16 protein-coding genes are annotated in these 16,226 nt (G+C 41.8%); 2 read left to right on the top strand and 14 right to left on the bottom strand.

Annotated features, from left to right (window positions below):
- Positions 1 to 57: 57 nt before the first annotated feature.
- From LS48_RS00585 to LS48_RS00560, 6 genes are all read right to left on the bottom strand, one after another.
- Positions 58 to 321, bottom strand: coding sequence for a DUF2024 family protein (locus LS48_RS00585; protein WP_062618931.1), 264 nt, complete (start codon positions 319 to 321; stop codon positions 58 to 60).
- A gap of 2 nt (positions 322 to 323) precedes the next feature.
- Entirely contained in the window at positions 324 to 1,043 is a 720-nt protein-coding gene (locus LS48_RS00580) for a hypothetical protein (RefSeq protein ID WP_062618928.1), read from the bottom strand.
- A gap of 52 nt (positions 1,044 to 1,095) precedes the next feature.
- Positions 1,096 to 1,329, bottom strand: coding sequence for a thioredoxin domain-containing protein (locus tag LS48_RS00575; protein ID WP_062618926.1), 234 nt, complete (start codon positions 1,327 to 1,329; stop codon positions 1,096 to 1,098).
- A gap of 116 nt (positions 1,330 to 1,445) precedes the next feature.
- Positions 1,446 to 1,895, bottom strand: coding sequence for a hypothetical protein (locus LS48_RS00570; protein WP_062618924.1), 450 nt, complete (start codon positions 1,893 to 1,895; stop codon positions 1,446 to 1,448).
- 48 nt (positions 1,896 to 1,943) lie between these two features.
- The gene (locus LS48_RS00565; RefSeq protein ID WP_062618922.1) at positions 1,944 to 3,062 is read right to left on the bottom strand and encodes a C1 family peptidase; all 1,119 of its coding nucleotides are present in this window, start codon (positions 3,060 to 3,062) and stop codon (positions 1,944 to 1,946) included.
- 10 nt (positions 3,063 to 3,072) lie between these two features.
- The gene (locus LS48_RS00560) at positions 3,073 to 3,888 is read right to left on the bottom strand and encodes an SGNH/GDSL hydrolase family protein (protein ID WP_062618919.1); all 816 of its coding nucleotides are present in this window, start codon (positions 3,886 to 3,888) and stop codon (positions 3,073 to 3,075) included.
- A gap of 37 nt (positions 3,889 to 3,925) precedes the next feature.
- Between LS48_RS00560 and LS48_RS00555 the strand changes: the two genes are divergently transcribed.
- Positions 3,926 to 4,765, top strand: a complete 840-nt coding sequence (locus LS48_RS00555) for a 1,4-dihydroxy-2-naphthoyl-CoA synthase (RefSeq protein WP_062618917.1) — start codon at positions 3,926 to 3,928, stop codon at positions 4,763 to 4,765.
- Between the two features lie 109 nt (positions 4,766 to 4,874).
- On the opposite strand, the gene LS48_RS00550 is transcribed toward LS48_RS00555, so the two are convergent.
- Together LS48_RS00550 and LS48_RS00545 are read right to left on the bottom strand one after the other, a co-directional pair.
- Positions 4,875 to 5,264, bottom strand: a complete 390-nt coding sequence (locus tag LS48_RS00550; protein ID WP_235810988.1) for a hypothetical protein — start codon at positions 5,262 to 5,264, stop codon at positions 4,875 to 4,877.
- A 174-nt stretch (positions 5,265 to 5,438) separates the two neighbouring features.
- Positions 5,439 to 6,035 (bottom strand): TetR/AcrR family transcriptional regulator, encoded by a 597-nt coding sequence (locus LS48_RS00545; RefSeq protein WP_062618914.1) that lies wholly within the window; start codon positions 6,033 to 6,035, stop codon positions 5,439 to 5,441.
- 72 nt (positions 6,036 to 6,107) lie between these two features.
- Here LS48_RS00545 and LS48_RS00540 point away from each other — a divergent pair, with 72 nt between their 5' ends.
- Positions 6,108 to 6,545, top strand: a complete 438-nt coding sequence (locus tag LS48_RS00540; RefSeq protein WP_062618912.1) for a cupin domain-containing protein — start codon at positions 6,108 to 6,110, stop codon at positions 6,543 to 6,545.
- Positions 6,546 to 6,715: 170 nt separating this feature from the next.
- Here the strand turns inward: LS48_RS00540 and asnB are convergent, their stop codons facing one another.
- The 6 genes from asnB to LS48_RS00510 all read right to left on the bottom strand — a co-directional run bounded on the left by asnB (position 6,716) and on the right by LS48_RS00510 (position 16,215).
- Positions 6,716 to 8,410, bottom strand: coding sequence for an asparagine synthase B (gene asnB, locus LS48_RS00535; RefSeq protein ID WP_062618910.1), 1,695 nt, complete (start codon positions 8,408 to 8,410; stop codon positions 6,716 to 6,718).
- Between the two features lie 378 nt (positions 8,411 to 8,788).
- Positions 8,789 to 9,310 (bottom strand): hypothetical protein, encoded by a 522-nt coding sequence (locus tag LS48_RS00530; protein ID WP_062618908.1) that lies wholly within the window; start codon positions 9,308 to 9,310, stop codon positions 8,789 to 8,791.
- A gap of 66 nt (positions 9,311 to 9,376) precedes the next feature.
- Positions 9,377 to 11,791, bottom strand: a complete 2,415-nt coding sequence (locus tag LS48_RS00525) for an alpha-ketoacid dehydrogenase subunit alpha/beta (RefSeq protein WP_062618907.1) — start codon at positions 11,789 to 11,791, stop codon at positions 9,377 to 9,379.
- 98 nt (positions 11,792 to 11,889) lie between these two features.
- Entirely contained in the window at positions 11,890 to 12,114 is a 225-nt protein-coding gene (locus LS48_RS00520) for a hypothetical protein (RefSeq protein WP_062618904.1), read from the bottom strand.
- A 46-nt stretch (positions 12,115 to 12,160) separates the two neighbouring features.
- Complete coding sequence (locus LS48_RS00515) at positions 12,161 to 14,971, bottom strand: gluzincin family metallopeptidase (protein WP_062618902.1); 2,811 nt, start codon at positions 14,969 to 14,971, stop codon at positions 12,161 to 12,163.
- Positions 14,971 to 16,215, bottom strand: a complete 1,245-nt coding sequence (locus tag LS48_RS00510; protein WP_062618900.1) for a T9SS type A sorting domain-containing protein — start codon at positions 16,213 to 16,215, stop codon at positions 14,971 to 14,973. The genes LS48_RS00515 and LS48_RS00510 overlap by 1 nt, the downstream gene beginning before the upstream one ends.
- Between the last annotated feature and the right edge of the window lie 11 nt (positions 16,216 to 16,226).

Here is a 16,226-nt window from a genome sequence, read left to right as displayed (position 1 = left end):
TAAGGGGTAAGCCCTAACAGGCAAAGTTAGTATTCCTAATTACTTTTATCAAATTTTTTAGCAACAGTTTTCCATTTCCAAAATATAAAAACCTTTATCCCTAATAGCTGCTTCAATCTCTGTACTCGCATTTTCAATATGACAGAAATTGCATCTTTTTGAATCCAACGCTTCGGTTTTAAAAGATTTATTTTTTAAATATTGTTCACCGTACTCATAAATTTGATTCTCGTCTTCTATGGCTGCGGGTACCAAAATATCAAAGTGCATTCTTGCACCATTAGACCTTTCCACATATGTATCCCAAACTGCTATTTGCATAATTAATTACTTTTTACGGTATAGGGTAAGGTCAAATTACCACTGGCCACACTGTAAACCTTATAAACTCCAAGCATTGGCTTATCCAAATTTTCAGTGTTTACTTGCATATATGCGGCCACACCATCATAGTTAAAACTGATTTGATTGTTCATTCTGTATTTTGGAACTACAACTTTAATAGTGTTGTTTATTGCCTTTACACCATAGCCGGGAGAGTCCATATACATTGGCATTCCAGGGTTGGTGGGTGGAAGTTTTACAGTTGAATCGTCCTTTTTAAACTGCTTTACAGCAAGTCCTCCTTCAACTCTTTTATCTTCAACCAGAACAACCCAATGTGGATGCCAGATTACACCATCATTATCATATTTACTATCCATATTCTCATCCCATAGAGGAGTGTCATCAAAATCTGGATGGGAGGTAAGGGCCAAGGCTACAATTCCATCAGTTTCACTGAATCCAACATCTGAAGACTTTAAAGTGGTAGGAAAAACATACCCTAAAACAGGAGCTCCGTTCATTTTACCGGCAGGACTCGGAGTGGTGGCGCCTGCATTTCCGGCTACCGTTATTTCCCAAATTAAGACATCTAAATTAGTATGATATGTAACTTCGACATTTGTAATTTTGAAATCATCATTACCATATTCTGTATTTTGTGAGAGGGCAATAGTTGCCAGCAAAAGTGTTGCTATTATAAATATTGATCTTTTCATTTTTTGTTTATTTAAATACAAAGACTTTCCGAAGAAACCTATGTATGGTTAATTAATTTTTTAAATCGGCCATGGAAGCGCCATAGTTAATGTGTAACACATTACCAGTAGGAGTAACCAATGCTGGAACAGATTTTACACCTGCATTTTCGGCTTGTGAAATTTGTGATTTTTGCTCACCAAGATGAACCACCTCAACTGTAGCGGGATCCAACAGTTCGAGAATTTCGTTTTCGGCGTTTACGCATACGGGACAACCTGCGTGATAAAAAACAGACTTTTTCATAATTAATAAGGATTTAAGTTTAACAGCAATATTGCTTTAGCAAATATAGTAAGGAATCCTAACTAAATAAAATAAAAATGATTTTATTTATATGTAAATACTAAAGTCATAAATTATTAATAACCATTTATACGGTAAGGAGCACAACGAGGGCAAACGCCGTACGGAGGACAGGAGTCGGCAAAGAGAAACCCTCGGGAAGCGTCTTTGTACGCAATGTTTTTAACCTTTGTGGAGCCATCAGGGTTATAGCTTCTGTTGCCATAAACTCCATATTCTTTTGGATCCAAAGAAATTTTAATGTCTGACTTTACATAATTTTCGCTCGCGGCCATTGCGTCATACATACTCACAGGTTCACGATAATTATTTTTATCCATTTTAAACGAAGGGAGTTTATTTGAGATTTTTTTCGAAAAACCTGAATCTAAAGGTAAGGGAGTAGTCAGAAGGCTTTCAATTTCCGGTAACTTCACAAAATCCAATTTATATTTATTGGATTCAAAGTCCAACTGTGCCGAAGCTATCAGTGGAAGAAATAAAAGAAGAAGTAGAAGCTTTTTCATCGTGACAAATGTATCAAAATTTGAGCCAACATTAATAATCTTTTTTATCTACAAATTTAATTTTGAGGCAGTGTTTTTAGGTAAAGCGTCTTTATGAACTGTTACACTTATTGCCTTTAACCGCATATAACCTTCGCTAAAATATACATAGCCACCGTTGGCAACGCGCGTTTCGTCTGTTCCCCAACTGTTTTTCACTTTGTAGTATTTGGTGCCGTGTTGGTCGCGGAGCATTCCTGTAATGTGCATTAGGTGATCATCTGTAGTGTTATAATTTTCAAACTCTTCTTGGCGATATTCCTGTGTTATTTTCTTTTCGGGATATATGCCCTGCAGGGCTTTTATATTATTCTCGCTAATTTCGGGAATAACCGCTACGCCGTCTTTTGAGGAAAATGTTTTTTCACTAACGTCGCAATCCAATTCAACCGTAAAGCCGTTTTCCAAAGCATTATCAATAGTCGCCATCATCTCATCCAGTGGAACATTGTAAAAACTGCCGTTGCTCCAATTGTCCGGGATGTTCAGAATAAATTTTGAATAGAAGGGGACGTGGGTAAAACTGCTAAGGTTCACGTAATCGGCAGGCTGTATTTTGGTCATTGCCAAAAAAGTTTGTGGGGTGTATTGTTTTTCCTCAAATGTGAAGTTGGTTACGTTTTTACCGATATATGCGTCCAAAACACCTTCAATAGCCGTGCGCCATTTTTTGCTGAGTTTTCTACCAGGATTGTCAACGTAGGTTTTTAGCATAGCTTCAAGAACGGCAACCATTTCGGCATGGTTATGGGTAGTTTCTCCAGTATTCAAACCATCAAAGACCGCTTCGGGCACTAAACCATATTTTTCTACGGAATTCATCACATCGTGTGCCAGGCCACCCTCGCTGAACTGTGCTTTACCTTGTCGCATGATAAAGTTTTCTGCTTTTAGTGGATATGTATTCCGCACTTGGTACATTTCGCTTAAATCAATTTTCTTTCCCGTAAGGCGCATAATTTCACTCTCCAAAAACGAAGTACTGCTGAAACTCCAGCAGGTTCCCGTAATGCCCTGGCTTATTACTGGAGTGGTTTCAAGGTCTGTAATGGTGGTAAATTTGTAGGCTTCTTGGGCAGTTAGGTTTAATGTGAAAAGAATTGCCAAGGATAGAAGAAATTGTTTCATGGAATAGTTTTTAAATAAAATTCTTAATTATTTTAGAGGTTTTTGGGTCGAGTTTTCCGCTGAAAATTAAATTCTTTGCTTTTTTGTTTGTGAGCATTTCATAAAATATGCACGCATTCAGAAATGCTCCAGCCATTGAAGGGTGTTGGTCGTCTTCAAATATTTCAATATCGGGATAACTGCTTAAAAATCTGTTTGCGATATTTCCATTGTTGCTTTTTTCAATATTAGTTGCATTTGCAATAAAAGTATACGCTTCATCAACAGCTTTGGCTTCTTGTTCAAAATTGATGAATTTTGTAGAGCAGAATTGCTCATCACTTATTTCCCGTGTTATTAAAAAGGAGGAATAACAGTATTCTTTTGGATACTCATGTTTGGATACCCAAGTGTGGAAAATAGCAAACCTACAATCTTTATTTGGTACCAGCCCTTTTATTCGTTGAATGGATGGAATGACCAAACTATCTTTTGACTCAGGTATAAGAACCCTCACTGTTCCTTCCTGTAAAATTACAACATCCCAAGGCTTTACTAAAAGTTTTTTTTCTGTGCTGGTTGTATCTCCCAATTGTTTTTCAAATCTGGAATTTTCTTTTGATGGGTCAACCATAAAGTTTAAGTGGCTTTGTAATGAAACCCCCGGAAATGTAATTTGGTCTATTTTAATATTTGGATCTGTTTCGTTGAGCATCTCTTGAAGTAACTGTGGCATATCATTATAATATGTTAAGCTATTACCTACAAAGAGAACATTTATAGTTCTTTTCTGTGAATGGCATCCCCACAAAAAGAGGGAAATTATTAAAGGAAGAATTTTTTTCATTAAAAATTGACTGTAACTTTACGCTAAAATAACAATTATGGCTACACCCAATTGGAAAACCGCTAAAGAATATACCGATATAACCTATAAAAAATCAAACGGCGTGGCTCGGATTGCGTTCAATAGACCCGATGTGCGCAATGCGTTTCGCCCAAAAACTACGGCTGAATTGCTCGATGCCTTTCACGATGCGCAGGAAGATACTTCCATAGGCGTGGTGCTGCTTTCCGCCGAAGGACCTTCGTCCAAGGATGGAGTGTACAGTTTTTGCAGTGGTGGCGACCAAAAGGCGCGCGGCCATCAAGGCTATGTGGGCGAGGATGGGTATCACCGTTTAAATATTCTTGACGTGCAACGCTTGATTCGGTTTATGCCGAAAGCAGTTATATGTGTGGTTCCGGGCTGGGCCGTGGGTGGGGGACACAGTCTGCACGTGGTCTGCGATTTAACCTTGGCAAGTAAGGAACATGCAATCTTTAAACAGACCGATGCCGATGTAACCAGTTTTGACGGTGGCTACGGAAGTGCTTATTTGGCAAAAATGGTAGGGCAGAAGCGGGCACGTGAAATCTTTTTCCTCGGAAGAAATTACTCGGCACAGGAAGCTTTTGAGATGGGAATGGTGAATGCCGTAATTCCGCACGACGAACTTGAGGATACAGCTTACCAATGGGCGCAGGAGATTCTTGCAAAAAGTCCAACTTCCATTAAAATGTTAAAATTCGCAATGAACCTAACCGACGATGGAATGGTGGGCCAACAAGTGTTTGCGGGGGAAGCTACGCGCCTTGCTTATATGACGGAAGAGGCGAAAGAGGGCCGTGATGCCTTTCTTGAAAAACGGAAGCCAAATTTTGATAAGAAGTGGTTGCCGTAGCTTATTAGTGGGTAGTGGGGAGAGTAGTTGATAGTGGCTCAACGGCGAATAACGTTTCTGGAATAGATTGTTTCTTGGTGAGTAACGTGATGGTTTATTTCGCTAAATTCTAATTCTCTTTCTCTATTTCACTATTGACCAGTTCTTTTTGTACCCAGGCCATAGCTTCGCTGAGTGTGTCGAATACTTCAAATTTTTTCTTGTAGAACATGCTTTCCAATCTGGCGTTTGACTTTGCAAGTTCAGTTTTGGCCACTATGGCTATGGCAATCAGTTTGTGTATTTTGGAGGTTTCGAGATAGGTGAGCGGATCCACGGCATAGTTAAAGTATCTGTTGGAAATATATACTACCTTTTTGTTTGCAAAATGTTCATCCAAAACTTTTCTGAGCTTATCATTGTGCTCCGGAGTTACGGTTACGCCTTCCTCAAATTGATTCACGATAAAGTTATCAAAAATGAAAACTTCTGATTCCGGAAATTTGTAATAATGAAACATGCCCATGGCTCTTTCGGTTGGATGGTTTCCTTAAAGGTACGTATTTTTTCTTTTTGAAAACGTTCTATAATGGAACTGATTTTATCTTTTTTTTTGGGGAATAAGCATATTGATAATGAGACAATTGCAAAAAATTCGAGAAAATTCTGGTTGCTTGATTAGGTTGGGAATCTGCTACTCCTTTTTTGATGCAAAGTAACCTTTCAAAATTAATTGCACGCCCCATTTCATAATTTCCATCGATTGTGTATTATTTAGGCCAACAACATCTTTAGTGACTATTAAAGGCTCAATTCCCATTAAAATAGTTAACAGATTTATTAATTTTTCGCTTTCCTTGTTATCGATTGATGTATTTTCAAAGGCAAGCTGTAGCGTTTTTTTGCGTCTTGCACCTCGTTTTATTTCTGATGGATTTGAGGTTATGACCGAGCTTAGATATTTTCGAAATGCGCTTTCATGTTCTATGGCCAGTTTGTTATAATAATTTTGGATGTAAAGAATCCTATCCTCAAGACTATCCTCTTTGATATTTTCAACAATTTTATCTGGATTTTCTGCTTGGATATTGAGAGCGGCCTTATTCACTAAAATTTCAATGTTTGAATAATAGCGATAAACTGTAGCCCTTGAAATACCACATTCTTTTGCAATATCTTCCAGCGTAAATTCTAAACCTCTATTTAGAAAATATTGGGCGCTGTTTAATATTTTATTTCTCGTTTCTAATTTTTGATTTATCCGACCGGATTTAAAATATTCCTTTTTCATAAGACAAATATCTCATAAAACTTGGTTTTTTCAAAATTGTATTTTAAGTTTGTGAGACAAAAATCTCATAAAATGAAAAATCAAACTGCTAAATGGGTATTGGGCCATAAAATAACCACCCACGGGACATCCGGGGACTTCGATTTGATGCTGGCAGAAACTCCCGCACATATTCAAGTACCTCCACCGCATTTTCACAACAACTTCAAGGAATCATTCTTGATAATTGACGGTGAAATGGAATTTTTAGTAAACGGTGAAGTAAAAATTGTTAAAGCGGGAGAGTCGCTCGACATTCCCCCTAAAACGCTGCATACTTTTTCAAATAATAGCAATTTACCCTGTAAGTGGATAAATATTCACAGTCCCAAGGGATTTAAAGGATTTTTTGATGCCGTAGGAATACCTGCTGAAATAGAAAATGCTCGAGAGAAGTCCCATACTCCCGAAATTGTCCAGAAAGTAATTGCAACTGCCGAAGCATTTGATATGAACATCAAAGTTCAATAAAAAACGCCAGCAAAGAAAACTATCGCTGGCGTCATAATGTTTAATTAAATTTTAAAATTATGGCAAATTTTATGGATAGTTTAAATATACAAAAAAAAAAATTCTTGCATGGGCAAAAAATAAAATTCACGTCTCAAATCTCACGTCTAACATCCCAAGTCACATCCTCACTACTTCGCATACGCATCGGCATGTACATTTTTAACCGCCCGGCCGCTTGGGTCGTTCATATTCTTAAAACTTTCATCCCAATCGAGGGCTACTTGACTGCTGCAGGCTACGCTGGGTACACTGGGCACTGTTAGTGCCGCGGCATCGCTGGGGAAATGTTCCTCAAAAATGGTTCGGTAATAGAATTCTTCTTTGCTTGTTGGGGTCTGTATAGGGAATCGGTAATGGGCATTTGCTATTTGGTCGTCGGTAACTTTTTTGTTTACCATTTCCTTTAGGGAGTCTATCCAGCTATAGCCCACGCCGTCGCTAAATTGTTCCTTTTGCCGCCACGCAACTTCTGCGGGGAGCATATCGCCAAAGGCTTCGCGAAGCACCCATTTTTCCATGGCCTGTTTGTCCTGTGGGGCTTTCTGCCCGGCAAGTATCATTTTATCTTTTGGGTTAAGGCGCATGGCCACGTCCATAAACTCTTTGTCGAGAAAAGGTACACGGCCCTCAATACCCCAAGAGGCCAGGGATTTATTGGCGCGAAGACAATCGTACATATGGAGTTTGTCGAGTTTTCGCACGTTTTCCTCGTGGAAGTCCTTTGCCGAAGGAGCTTTGTGAAAATAGAGGTATCCGCCAAAAATCTCGTCGGCCCCTTCACCAGAGAGTACCATTTTTATCCCCATGGCCTTAATGGCACGGGCCAAAAGAAACATAGGGGTGGAGGCGCGAATGGTAGTAATATCATAGGTTTCCACGTGATAGATTACGTCCTGGATTGCGTCCAGCCCTTCCTGGATGGTAAAATGGATTTCGTGGTGCACGGTTCCAAGATGGTCCGCTACTTTTTGGGCGGCAGCCAAATCTGGCGAGCCCACCAACCCCACCGCAAAGGAATGGAGCCGAGGGTACCATGCGCCCTCGGTATCGCCAGTTTCCACACGTTTATCGGCGTATTTTTTGGCCAGGGCAGAGGTGATGGAAGAGTCCAATCCGCCCGAAAGCAGTACACCATAGGGTACATCGCTCATCAACTGTCTTTTTACGGCGGCATCCAGGGCATCGCGCAAATCCTGAATGCTCGTCTCGTTTTCCTGCACGGCATCAAAGCTCATCCAGTCGCGGGTCCACCATCTTTTCAACTTGCCGTCGCTGCTGTGCAGATAGTGGCCGGGAGGGAAAAGTTCAATTTTGGTACAGTAGCCTTCCAGCGCTTTCAACTCGCTGGCAACGTAAAATGTTCCGTCCTTATCCCAGCCCATATAGAGCGGTATAATGCCCATATGGTCGCGGGCAATCAGGTATTCGTTCTTTTCGGCATCGTATAAGGCAAAGCCGAAGATGCCATTGAGTTCATCCAAAAACGAAGGTCCTTTTTCCTTGTAGAGCGCTAAGATAACTTCGCAATCGCTTTTTGTTTGAAAGTTGTATTTTCCCTCAAATTGCTTGCGCAGTTCCATATGGTTATAGATTTCGCCATTGGCGGCAAGCACCAGCTTTTTGTCTTCGGAAAATAAAGGCTGTTTCCCCGAAGTGGGGTCTACAATGGCCAAGCGTTCATGGGCCATAATGGCTTTTTTGTTGCTGAATATCCCGCTCCAGTCTGGGCCGCGGTGCCTAAGGCATTTTGCCATGGTCAGTAACTGTGGCCTCAAGTCTTCTGAAGGCCTTTTTAAATCGAATGCACATACAATTCCACACATAATTGATAGGTTATTTGGTTAATAGTTTATAGTTATTTGATAATTGGTTTTTATTAAAATCTCTTCAAATATTATTTTCTGTTTCTGTTTCCCCCTTTTGGGGGCAAGGGGAACAAGAGGCAAAAAAAAAGCCCGTCAGGAAAAAAACCTGACGGGCTATGTATCGCGACAAGTTTTTGTTACGGCAGCTCGTTATTATTATTATTTAAACTGTTGAAAGACATAAACCTGTTCTAGTTTTAGAATTGAATTGCTAATTTAAAGTAATTAATTCCAGACTTCCAAATATTTATTGAATAAAATGTAATTAATAGTTGAAACTATTGAATATTCGATAAAGTGCAGGATTTTGTGATTTTAAGGTGAATTCCTTCAAACCTAATTCATCAAAATTTTAATCTCCAATGGGAGCGAATCTTTGGGGATTTCATTGCCGGCTGTGTTGTAAAAAACATATTGTACGCCAATATCCTTTAAAAGTTTTACCATGTAGATTTCGCGTTTTGGATTGTAAAAGGTGATAAATTCTGCGTGGCGGATGCTGTAGTCCTTATAATCCTTGTCAATTTTAAGGCGAACCTCTGCCGGGATTATTTCACTGGGCATAAATTCTGAATTGAAAATAAGCACCCCACTGGGAAGATAGGAGGCTGAAAACCCGGGACGGCCGTCGTCTTCAAATTTGGCGATGTACCTTAGGTTTGGGGCGTCCTGCATTCCGTCCATTTCCTGTACTCGCCATTCAGAAACAAAGTTGGTAGGAAATAAGGTTTCCTGCCGGTCCAATACATGCTGCGGCACTTGTGATTGGGGGATAAAGCGAATGTTGTCGTTTACATCCTGTGAGGTAACGACGGTGGTAAAAATGATACTCAGCAATAGTGTAAAAATGTTTCTCATGGCGCAATATTTTTAAATTACGCTATAAGATACATAGCCTAGCTAAAGTATAACAGGACTTTAGCGTTATCTTAACTTGGGAAACTCCGAAGGATTTGACTCGTGCATGATGGCGTAAACCCTTTCATAGACATCTTCCACGGAAGGTTTGCTGAAGTAATCACCATCGGTGCCATAGGGCGGACGGTGGTCCTTTGCCGAGAGGGTCTGGGGTTTGCTGTCCATAAATTTATACCCGCCCTGTACTTCAATAATATGGTTTAAAATGTATGCCGAAGCGCCTCCCGGCACGTCCTCGTCAATTACCAGGAGTCGGTTGGTCTTGGCTACGCTCTTCACCATATCGTGGTTGATATCCAAAGGCAGCAAGGACTGCACGTCAATAATTTCAGCATCTATACCTGCCTGTTGCAGTTCTTTGGCGGCTTCTTCCACAATTCTCATGGTGCTTCCGTAGGAAACCAAGGTAATATCGGTTCCTTCCTTAATGGTTTCCACAACGCCGATTGGGGTTTTGAACTCGCCGAGATTGTTTGGCATTTTTTCCTTTAAACGATAGCCGTTTAAGCATTCTATAACCAAAGCGGGCTCATCGGTTTCCAATAGGGTATTGTAGAAACCTGCGGCCTTGGTCATATCGCGAGGTACCAGCACATACATTCCGCGCAATAGGTGGATCAAACCTGCCATTTGTGAGCCACTGTGCCAAATGCCTTCCAATCTGTGGCCACGGGTGCGGACAATCAACGGGGCTTTTTGGGTGCCGTTGGTTCGGTATCGAACGGTAACCAAATCGTCACTCATAATTTGAAGGGCATAAAGTATGTAATCCAAATACTGAATTTCCGCGATGGGTCGCAAACCGCGCATCGCCATCCCAATTCCCTGGCCGAGAATGGTAGCTTCGCGAATTCCGGCATCAGCTACCCGTAGCTTGCCGTATTTTTCCTGCATGCCTTCCAGGCCTTGGTTTACATCGCCAATTTCACCACTGTCCTCCCCAAAAATCAATACATCGGGGTGTTTGCTGAAGATAGCGTCAAAGTTATCGCGAAGCACGACGCGGCCATCTACTTCCTCGGCATCGGTTGCGTAGGAGGGAAGCACCTCCTTTATGGTTTTGGCGTTCTCTTTGGCCTCACTGTAAAGATGGGCACTGTATTTGGGCTGGATTGTTTCGCAATAATTCTCAATCCAATCCTGAAGTTGTTTCTTTTCAGAAGAATTTTCCCCTACTACATAGCGCAGTGCTTTGCGCGCGGAAGCGAGGATATTTCTACGCAATGGCTCCTTTTCGGAAGCCAATTCATTCTTTATTTTTTCAATGAAATTTTTGTTTGGGCTGCTCTCGGCTAAGTTGCCCAACAATACCACGGCTTCCTGCTGCTCCTTTTTCTGGGGAGCCACAAAGGCTTCCCAGGCTGCTTTTTTGCCGTCACGTACTTTCTTTTTTATTTCCTTTTCTATTTCTGAAAGCTCTTCATCGGTAGCAATATCACTGGCAATCATCCATTCGCGCATTTTCAGGTTGCAGTCGAATTTTGCCTCCCACTCCAAACGGTCCTTGCTTTTGTAGCGTTCGTGCGAGCCACTGGTACTGTGGCCCTGGGGCTGGGTAAGTTGCTGTACGTGGATCAGGACGGGCACATGCTCCTCCCGGGCAATCTTAGAGGCACGGTTGTAAACTTCAATCAATTCTGGATAGTCCCAACCTTTCACGCGGATAATTTCATAACCATCCTCTTCCTCATTGCGTTGGAATCCTTTTAATATTTCTGAAATATTCTCTTTGGTGGTTTGGTATTTTGCGTGGACTGAAATTCCGTACTCATCGTCCCAAACGCTCATTACCATCGGTACTTGGAGCACGCCCGCGGCATTTATGGTTTCCCAAAACAGCCCTTCGCTGGTGCTGGCATTACCGATAGTTCCCCAAGCCACTTCGTTTCCGTTTATGGAGAAATTGGTTTTGTTTTCAATCCCTTTTACATTCCTGAAAATCTTTGAAGCTTGCGCCAAGCCCAATAATCTTGGCATCTGACCTGCCGTGGGCGAAATATCGGCACTACTGTTTTTTTGTTGGGTAAGATTTTTCCAACTGCCGTCTTCATTGAGGCTGTGGGTTGCAAAATGGCCTCCCATCTGCCTTCCCGCGCTCATAGGGTCCGCCTTTATATCGGTATGGGCATAAAGACCTGCGAAGAATTGCTCAATAGTTAATTTCCCGATGGCCATCATAAACGTTTGGTCGCGGTAGTAACCACTGCGCCAATCTCCATTTTGGAAGGCCTTGGCCCAAGCCAGTTGCGGTACTTCCTTGCCATCGCCAAAAATCCCAAACTTTGCCTTCCCTGTAAGTACTTCACGGCGGCCCAACAGACTACATTCACGGCTGGTAACAGCTATTTTATAATCGTTTATAACTGTTTCCTTGAAATCGTCAAAGGAAATTTCGCCGTTGGTCTTTGGGTCTGTCTGCATTTCAATGGGTTTTAGTTTTGCAAAAATAGCGAAATTGAGGGTGTTTCGCAACGCTTAGTTATCCACAGGCGGTTTTTGTAACAGAGCGGATTTGTGTTTCAATCTTTTTTTGAAGGAAGAGCGCTCACAATCAACAATCTAAGCAAAAGTATAAAAGGAAACCCGTGGAGCAAGACATCAAACCAGTCTGCTCCCTGCATGCCTTCGGCGCCGCCTGCAATCCATTTGATTTTGCCCCAAATGTGGGGTTCGGGCAAAAATGGTGCTAAGCCCAAGGTTAGGCAAAGGAGGATGACGATTCGCCAATTATTTAATAGCTGCATTTTTTGATTTTATTTGAAATACCGGTTTTTAAAATTTCGGCTCTCATTAATACCATCTTCGCGTAAAAAGTCCCAACAGGGTTTTTGGGCTCAAAGTAATTATAAACCTAACTTTTTCATCATAATGGGGCAGATTTGGTTCAAAACCCAAGTTTGAATAGATTGGGAAGTAAAGCTCAAAATAATCGGCCACCAGACTTACCCGCACCCCACTGTCAAAAACCGCATTTGTGCCGCGTTTTTTGTTGCTGACCAAACCTACATCGGCATAGGCATAGATCCATCTCCAGATGTTGGTACTGGCATTTACGGTGGCCATCCAGCTGTTGGCATATGCCGGCTCCAACTGCGACTTAAAACCTCCTTCGGCTATGATGAGCTGCTGGCTAAAAAGCCCCGAATCTTCACTTCTACCGTAATAATTATAATCGAAAAGATAATCGTTGGGACGGTCTAGGGCAAAGCTGAAGAAATCTTCATTTTCACGGGTATCGTTAAAGAGAAAAACCCCTGCAAAGAAGCGAAGGTTCAACTGGCGGTTGCTCAGAAAGAGCTTGCGGTATTCCAAATCAACCGACAGCTTGCTGAATTTAGAGGAAATTTCATAGTCGGCAACGCCCCTAAAATAATTGATAAGGTTGGGGTTTGAATACACATATTGCATGTTGAAAACGCTGTAATTCGGCTCCTGGTTGGGATCATTTGGGTTCTCGTCCCGATATACGTTTACGTTTCTGAGATTGATGTATTGCTTTTCGTTATTTCGCAAATCGTCGTTACGAAAGGCGAAGGTAATGTATGGCGTAAAGCGCTTATAGAAAAGTCCCCGATCGTAGGAATAATAATTTCCGGAAAAACCGTAGCGCATGGCGTAGAGATTGCCTTGGTCCATAGTCTGCGTATAGCTGATGGAGGCACTCCCCACAAGGGTTTTGGAACGAAACCCAAACTGCGGCTCCAGACTGTAATGCACGGCCTTGGGCAATACCGTTTTATTGTAAAGCCGCAATCCCGCCGAAATACCGTCATAGAGGTTATATTCAAAAATGGGCATGAAGAAAAACTGGGTGTAATTTGGGTCCTCCACATCCTGAAAAAGCCGGAACTGTAAGGGTTTATTCAGCAAACCTTTTACGGCCTTAAAGTTGTTTCTTCTGTTGTATTCGGGAATTTTTCCTTCGTAATTGAGCGCCAGTTTCCGGATGTTTTCCGCAGGAATGGTTACCGTAGTTATACTATCCACGGGCCTCGTCCAAGTTTTATAGACAACTTCCTCTTTGTTGAGGCCGTAAAGCGAAATGGGCAATTCGCTATTTCTGTTGTTCTTTATAAAGACCTTTAGCGAATCGCCTTGTTTTTCAACTTTCTTTATTTTGAAATCAATCGTGGTGCGGGTATCGGCAAAATCCTCAAAAAACCAATTTATGGGAAGTTCGGTGTTTCGGGAAAGCACCGTTTCAAAACTCGAGGATTTAATGGGCTTCAATCTATTTTCAGAATAAAACTCCTTAATACTTCGGTTTACGACACCGTCGCCCAAATAATCGTTCAAATACCGAAGCCCACTTGCGCCGTAGTAGCCGTTGGCAATATTCATATTGAATTTCAACAAGGAGTCCTTTGGCGTGGTCAGGGCCTGATGGATGTTGTTGCGTGCCATATTCAAATAGAGGATTGGATACTGGTCGTTAAATTCCAGATCTGCCGCGTGCGCCCATCGGATTATCCACCAATTGCTCAGATTGCCTATTATCTTCATTTTTGGGTAATAGGTATCCACATATTCCATCATCAGGTAAATTTGCAACGCATCCTGAAGCCAGTAATCATCCCGGGAATCCATAATGAGGGTATTGTCAATATAGTTTCGGGTAATGGTTTTTAGCTGCTCCATATCGTACTCAAAACCATCGGGAAACGGACTGATAAACCGCGGCAATTGGTTAAGACCGTAAACGGGATTAGTTTTATAATCGGTTTCGCTAATGACCATTTTTTCAAAGGGATATGGGCCAAGCCGCTCATCCAGAAAATGCGCAATTCTATCAATCAACAAGGCCTGTACTGGCGGATTTACCTTGCTGTTCTGTATGTTTGTGATTACCTGCAGCTTATCTGTTTCAATAGTTTCAAAAGTGGGAATCTTTTCTAGGTAGATTGTTGCGCCCGTGCGCTCCCTTCCTCCAAGAGCAATGGATTTCGTGTTTTGGGAACTGGGCTCGTCCAGCAAATCCAAATCTGAAGTGAGGGAGTAGTTCTTCGGAAAATGGAGGCTCACCGAAAATTCGGACGGCGTTAAATAAAGGTCGTCAATATTTTTATTGCTGTAAACCTGCCATTGGCCATTATAAACAGCGGGGGAAATATACCAATACCGAAGCTTGTAATTGCCGTTCTTATCTACCCCGTAGCGCGTAAATTTATTATCTGCAACCTTAACACTATATTCCAGATTGAAGGTGTAGCTATCTCCCGGCAGGAGGGGAGTCTGCGGGATTATTCTCAATATATCCACTTCGTCACCGCGTTGCCACTGTAATGGATTTTTGGCCGTACCATAAATTTTTTCAATGGTGGTTTTGCCGCGATCTTCTTCTTTTTCAAAATGAAAGGAGCTGTCGTAATTTTCGGCAAAGCGCTTGCCCAACGGACTGGTTTTGGTGGAAAAACTATTGGCCCAATCAAAAAGGTATAACTCCCTTAGCGTATCTGCAGAAGTATTTTTATAGGTTATCTGTTGTTTTATTGCCAGTGTTTTTTTGCCCGGAAGGAGCGTCGCATCAATGTTTATAACATGCTGCGCGCCTGCCTGGGCCGCCAAACAGAAAAAAAGTAGGTATAGAATCCTTTTTGGCATCAAGGAGTTTTAAGAAATTTTAGGGTTTTGAAGCCGGGGATGTTCGTTTTTAAATAATATATTCCATTGGCAAATTGGCTTATATCTATCGAAATATGCCCTGTATTTTCTGAAGTGAATTCCAAGAGTTTTTGCCCCAAAGTATTGTAAATTTCAAAAGAAACGCTTTCCGAAACACTCGACGCCAGACGAATGTTTAATTCTGAGGAAGCCATTGTGTTTTCTAAAAGAATAGCGCTTATAACCGCAAAATCCGGATTGTCCAAAACAATTTCCTTGTCCGTTTCCAGGTCCATCACAATGGGCAGATGATCGCTCATATTGTAAAGATGCTCCCGCAATTCTTGGCTGAAATCTCCAGCGCAGTCGGGGCTGTTTATACTGTTGTCGTAGCAATTGCCATTGTTCCCAAAAGATTTATAGGTGCTTTCAATATATTTTAATTTGGGGTTGCCCAGCATATTTTCTGAAATGGTTATAAAATCAAACCTATCGTCCAGCCCGCCGCCGGCTCCCGCGCCAAAAGGGCCTGAGCTTAAACGGGTGCTTTGCGAATGTATATCCTGAAAACTATCATTGTTATGCCACGACCCCGGACGATCAATAGGATCTACCATTACAATGGCGTTCGTGGGGTCCAATAATTCTTGGTATCCCGGCTCGCTCGAAGTATAAAAGTTAAAATCGCCACTGAAAATTACGAAGGAATCGGGATCCAAGGTTTCCAGTCTGTCGGTAAACTGGTTTACCATATCCAGGCGCAATGTTTGGTTCCCGCTACCTTGGCTGGATTTAAGATGGGTTACGAATACCTCAATTAGCACTGGGTCTGTTTGTTGGTCGGCAGTGCTGAGTTTTAAGGTATAATGGTTTATATCGCGCACTTGCGTTGGGATAACTTCGGCAGCTTCCAGTGTAAACATTCCTTTTCTGTAAAACAGGATTTGTTGATGGTCTGGGTCGCCGGATTGGCTGGGCTGAAATGGAGCCCGTAAATAATTGACGCCTTCATCGTTGAGCGATGTATTCAAAATTAAATCGGCACCATATTCACTTTCCAGCTCGCAAACCATAAAGATATCGGGCTCGTAATCGTCGATTATCTCCATTAAAATCTGTTCGCGATTACTGGGCTGGGCAGAGGGAAACTCCAACAGGTTGTAAAACATGGTCTTTATGGTTCCCTGTGCATTTGCGCAAAGCGAAATTATAAAAAAGGCAACCGTAAGTATCGTTTTAAACATTCGGATGGTTT

Source organism: Aequorivita aquimaris, assembly GCF_001573155.1.
GTDB classification, from domain to species: Bacteria; Bacteroidota; Bacteroidia; order Flavobacteriales; family Flavobacteriaceae; genus Aequorivita; species Aequorivita aquimaris.
This window is presented reverse-complemented; position numbering and strand designations above follow the sequence as displayed.

Excerpts from the sequence above, each read along its gene's own strand:
- LS48_RS00585 (WP_062618931.1), bottom strand. The coding sequence starts at position 321 with ATGCAAATAGCAGTTTGGGATACATATGTGGAAAGGTCTAATGGTGCA.
- LS48_RS00580 (WP_062618928.1), bottom strand. The coding sequence starts at position 1,043 with ATGAAAAGATCAATATTTATAATAGCAACACTTTTGCTGGCAACTATT.
- LS48_RS00575 (WP_062618926.1), bottom strand. The coding sequence starts at position 1,329 with ATGAAAAAGTCTGTTTTTTATCACGCAGGTTGTCCCGTATGCGTAAAC.
- LS48_RS00570 (WP_062618924.1), bottom strand. The coding sequence starts at position 1,895 with ATGAAAAAGCTTCTACTTCTTCTTTTATTTCTTCCACTGATAGCTTCG.
- LS48_RS00565 (WP_062618922.1), bottom strand. The coding sequence starts at position 3,062 with ATGAAACAATTTCTTCTATCCTTGGCAATTCTTTTCACATTAAACCTA.
- LS48_RS00560 (WP_062618919.1), bottom strand. The coding sequence starts at position 3,888 with ATGAAAAAAATTCTTCCTTTAATAATTTCCCTCTTTTTGTGGGGATGC.
- LS48_RS00555 (WP_062618917.1), top strand. The coding sequence starts at position 3,926 with ATGGCTACACCCAATTGGAAAACCGCTAAAGAATATACCGATATAACC.
- LS48_RS00550 (WP_235810988.1), bottom strand. The coding sequence starts at position 5,264 with ATGTTTCATTATTACAAATTTCCGGAATCAGAAGTTTTCATTTTTGAT.
- LS48_RS00545 (WP_062618914.1), bottom strand. The coding sequence starts at position 6,035 with ATGAAAAAGGAATATTTTAAATCCGGTCGGATAAATCAAAAATTAGAA.
- LS48_RS00540 (WP_062618912.1), top strand. The coding sequence starts at position 6,108 with ATGAAAAATCAAACTGCTAAATGGGTATTGGGCCATAAAATAACCACC.
- asnB (WP_062618910.1), bottom strand. The coding sequence starts at position 8,410 with ATGTGTGGAATTGTATGTGCATTCGATTTAAAAAGGCCTTCAGAAGAC.
- LS48_RS00530 (WP_062618908.1), bottom strand. The coding sequence starts at position 9,310 with ATGAGAAACATTTTTACACTATTGCTGAGTATCATTTTTACCACCGTC.
- LS48_RS00525 (WP_062618907.1), bottom strand. The coding sequence starts at position 11,791 with ATGCAGACAGACCCAAAGACCAACGGCGAAATTTCCTTTGACGATTTC.
- LS48_RS00520 (WP_062618904.1), bottom strand. The coding sequence starts at position 12,114 with ATGCAGCTATTAAATAATTGGCGAATCGTCATCCTCCTTTGCCTAACC.
- LS48_RS00515 (WP_062618902.1), bottom strand. The coding sequence starts at position 14,971 with ATGCCAAAAAGGATTCTATACCTACTTTTTTTCTGTTTGGCGGCCCAG.
- LS48_RS00510 (WP_062618900.1), bottom strand. The coding sequence starts at position 16,215 with ATGTTTAAAACGATACTTACGGTTGCCTTTTTTATAATTTCGCTTTGC.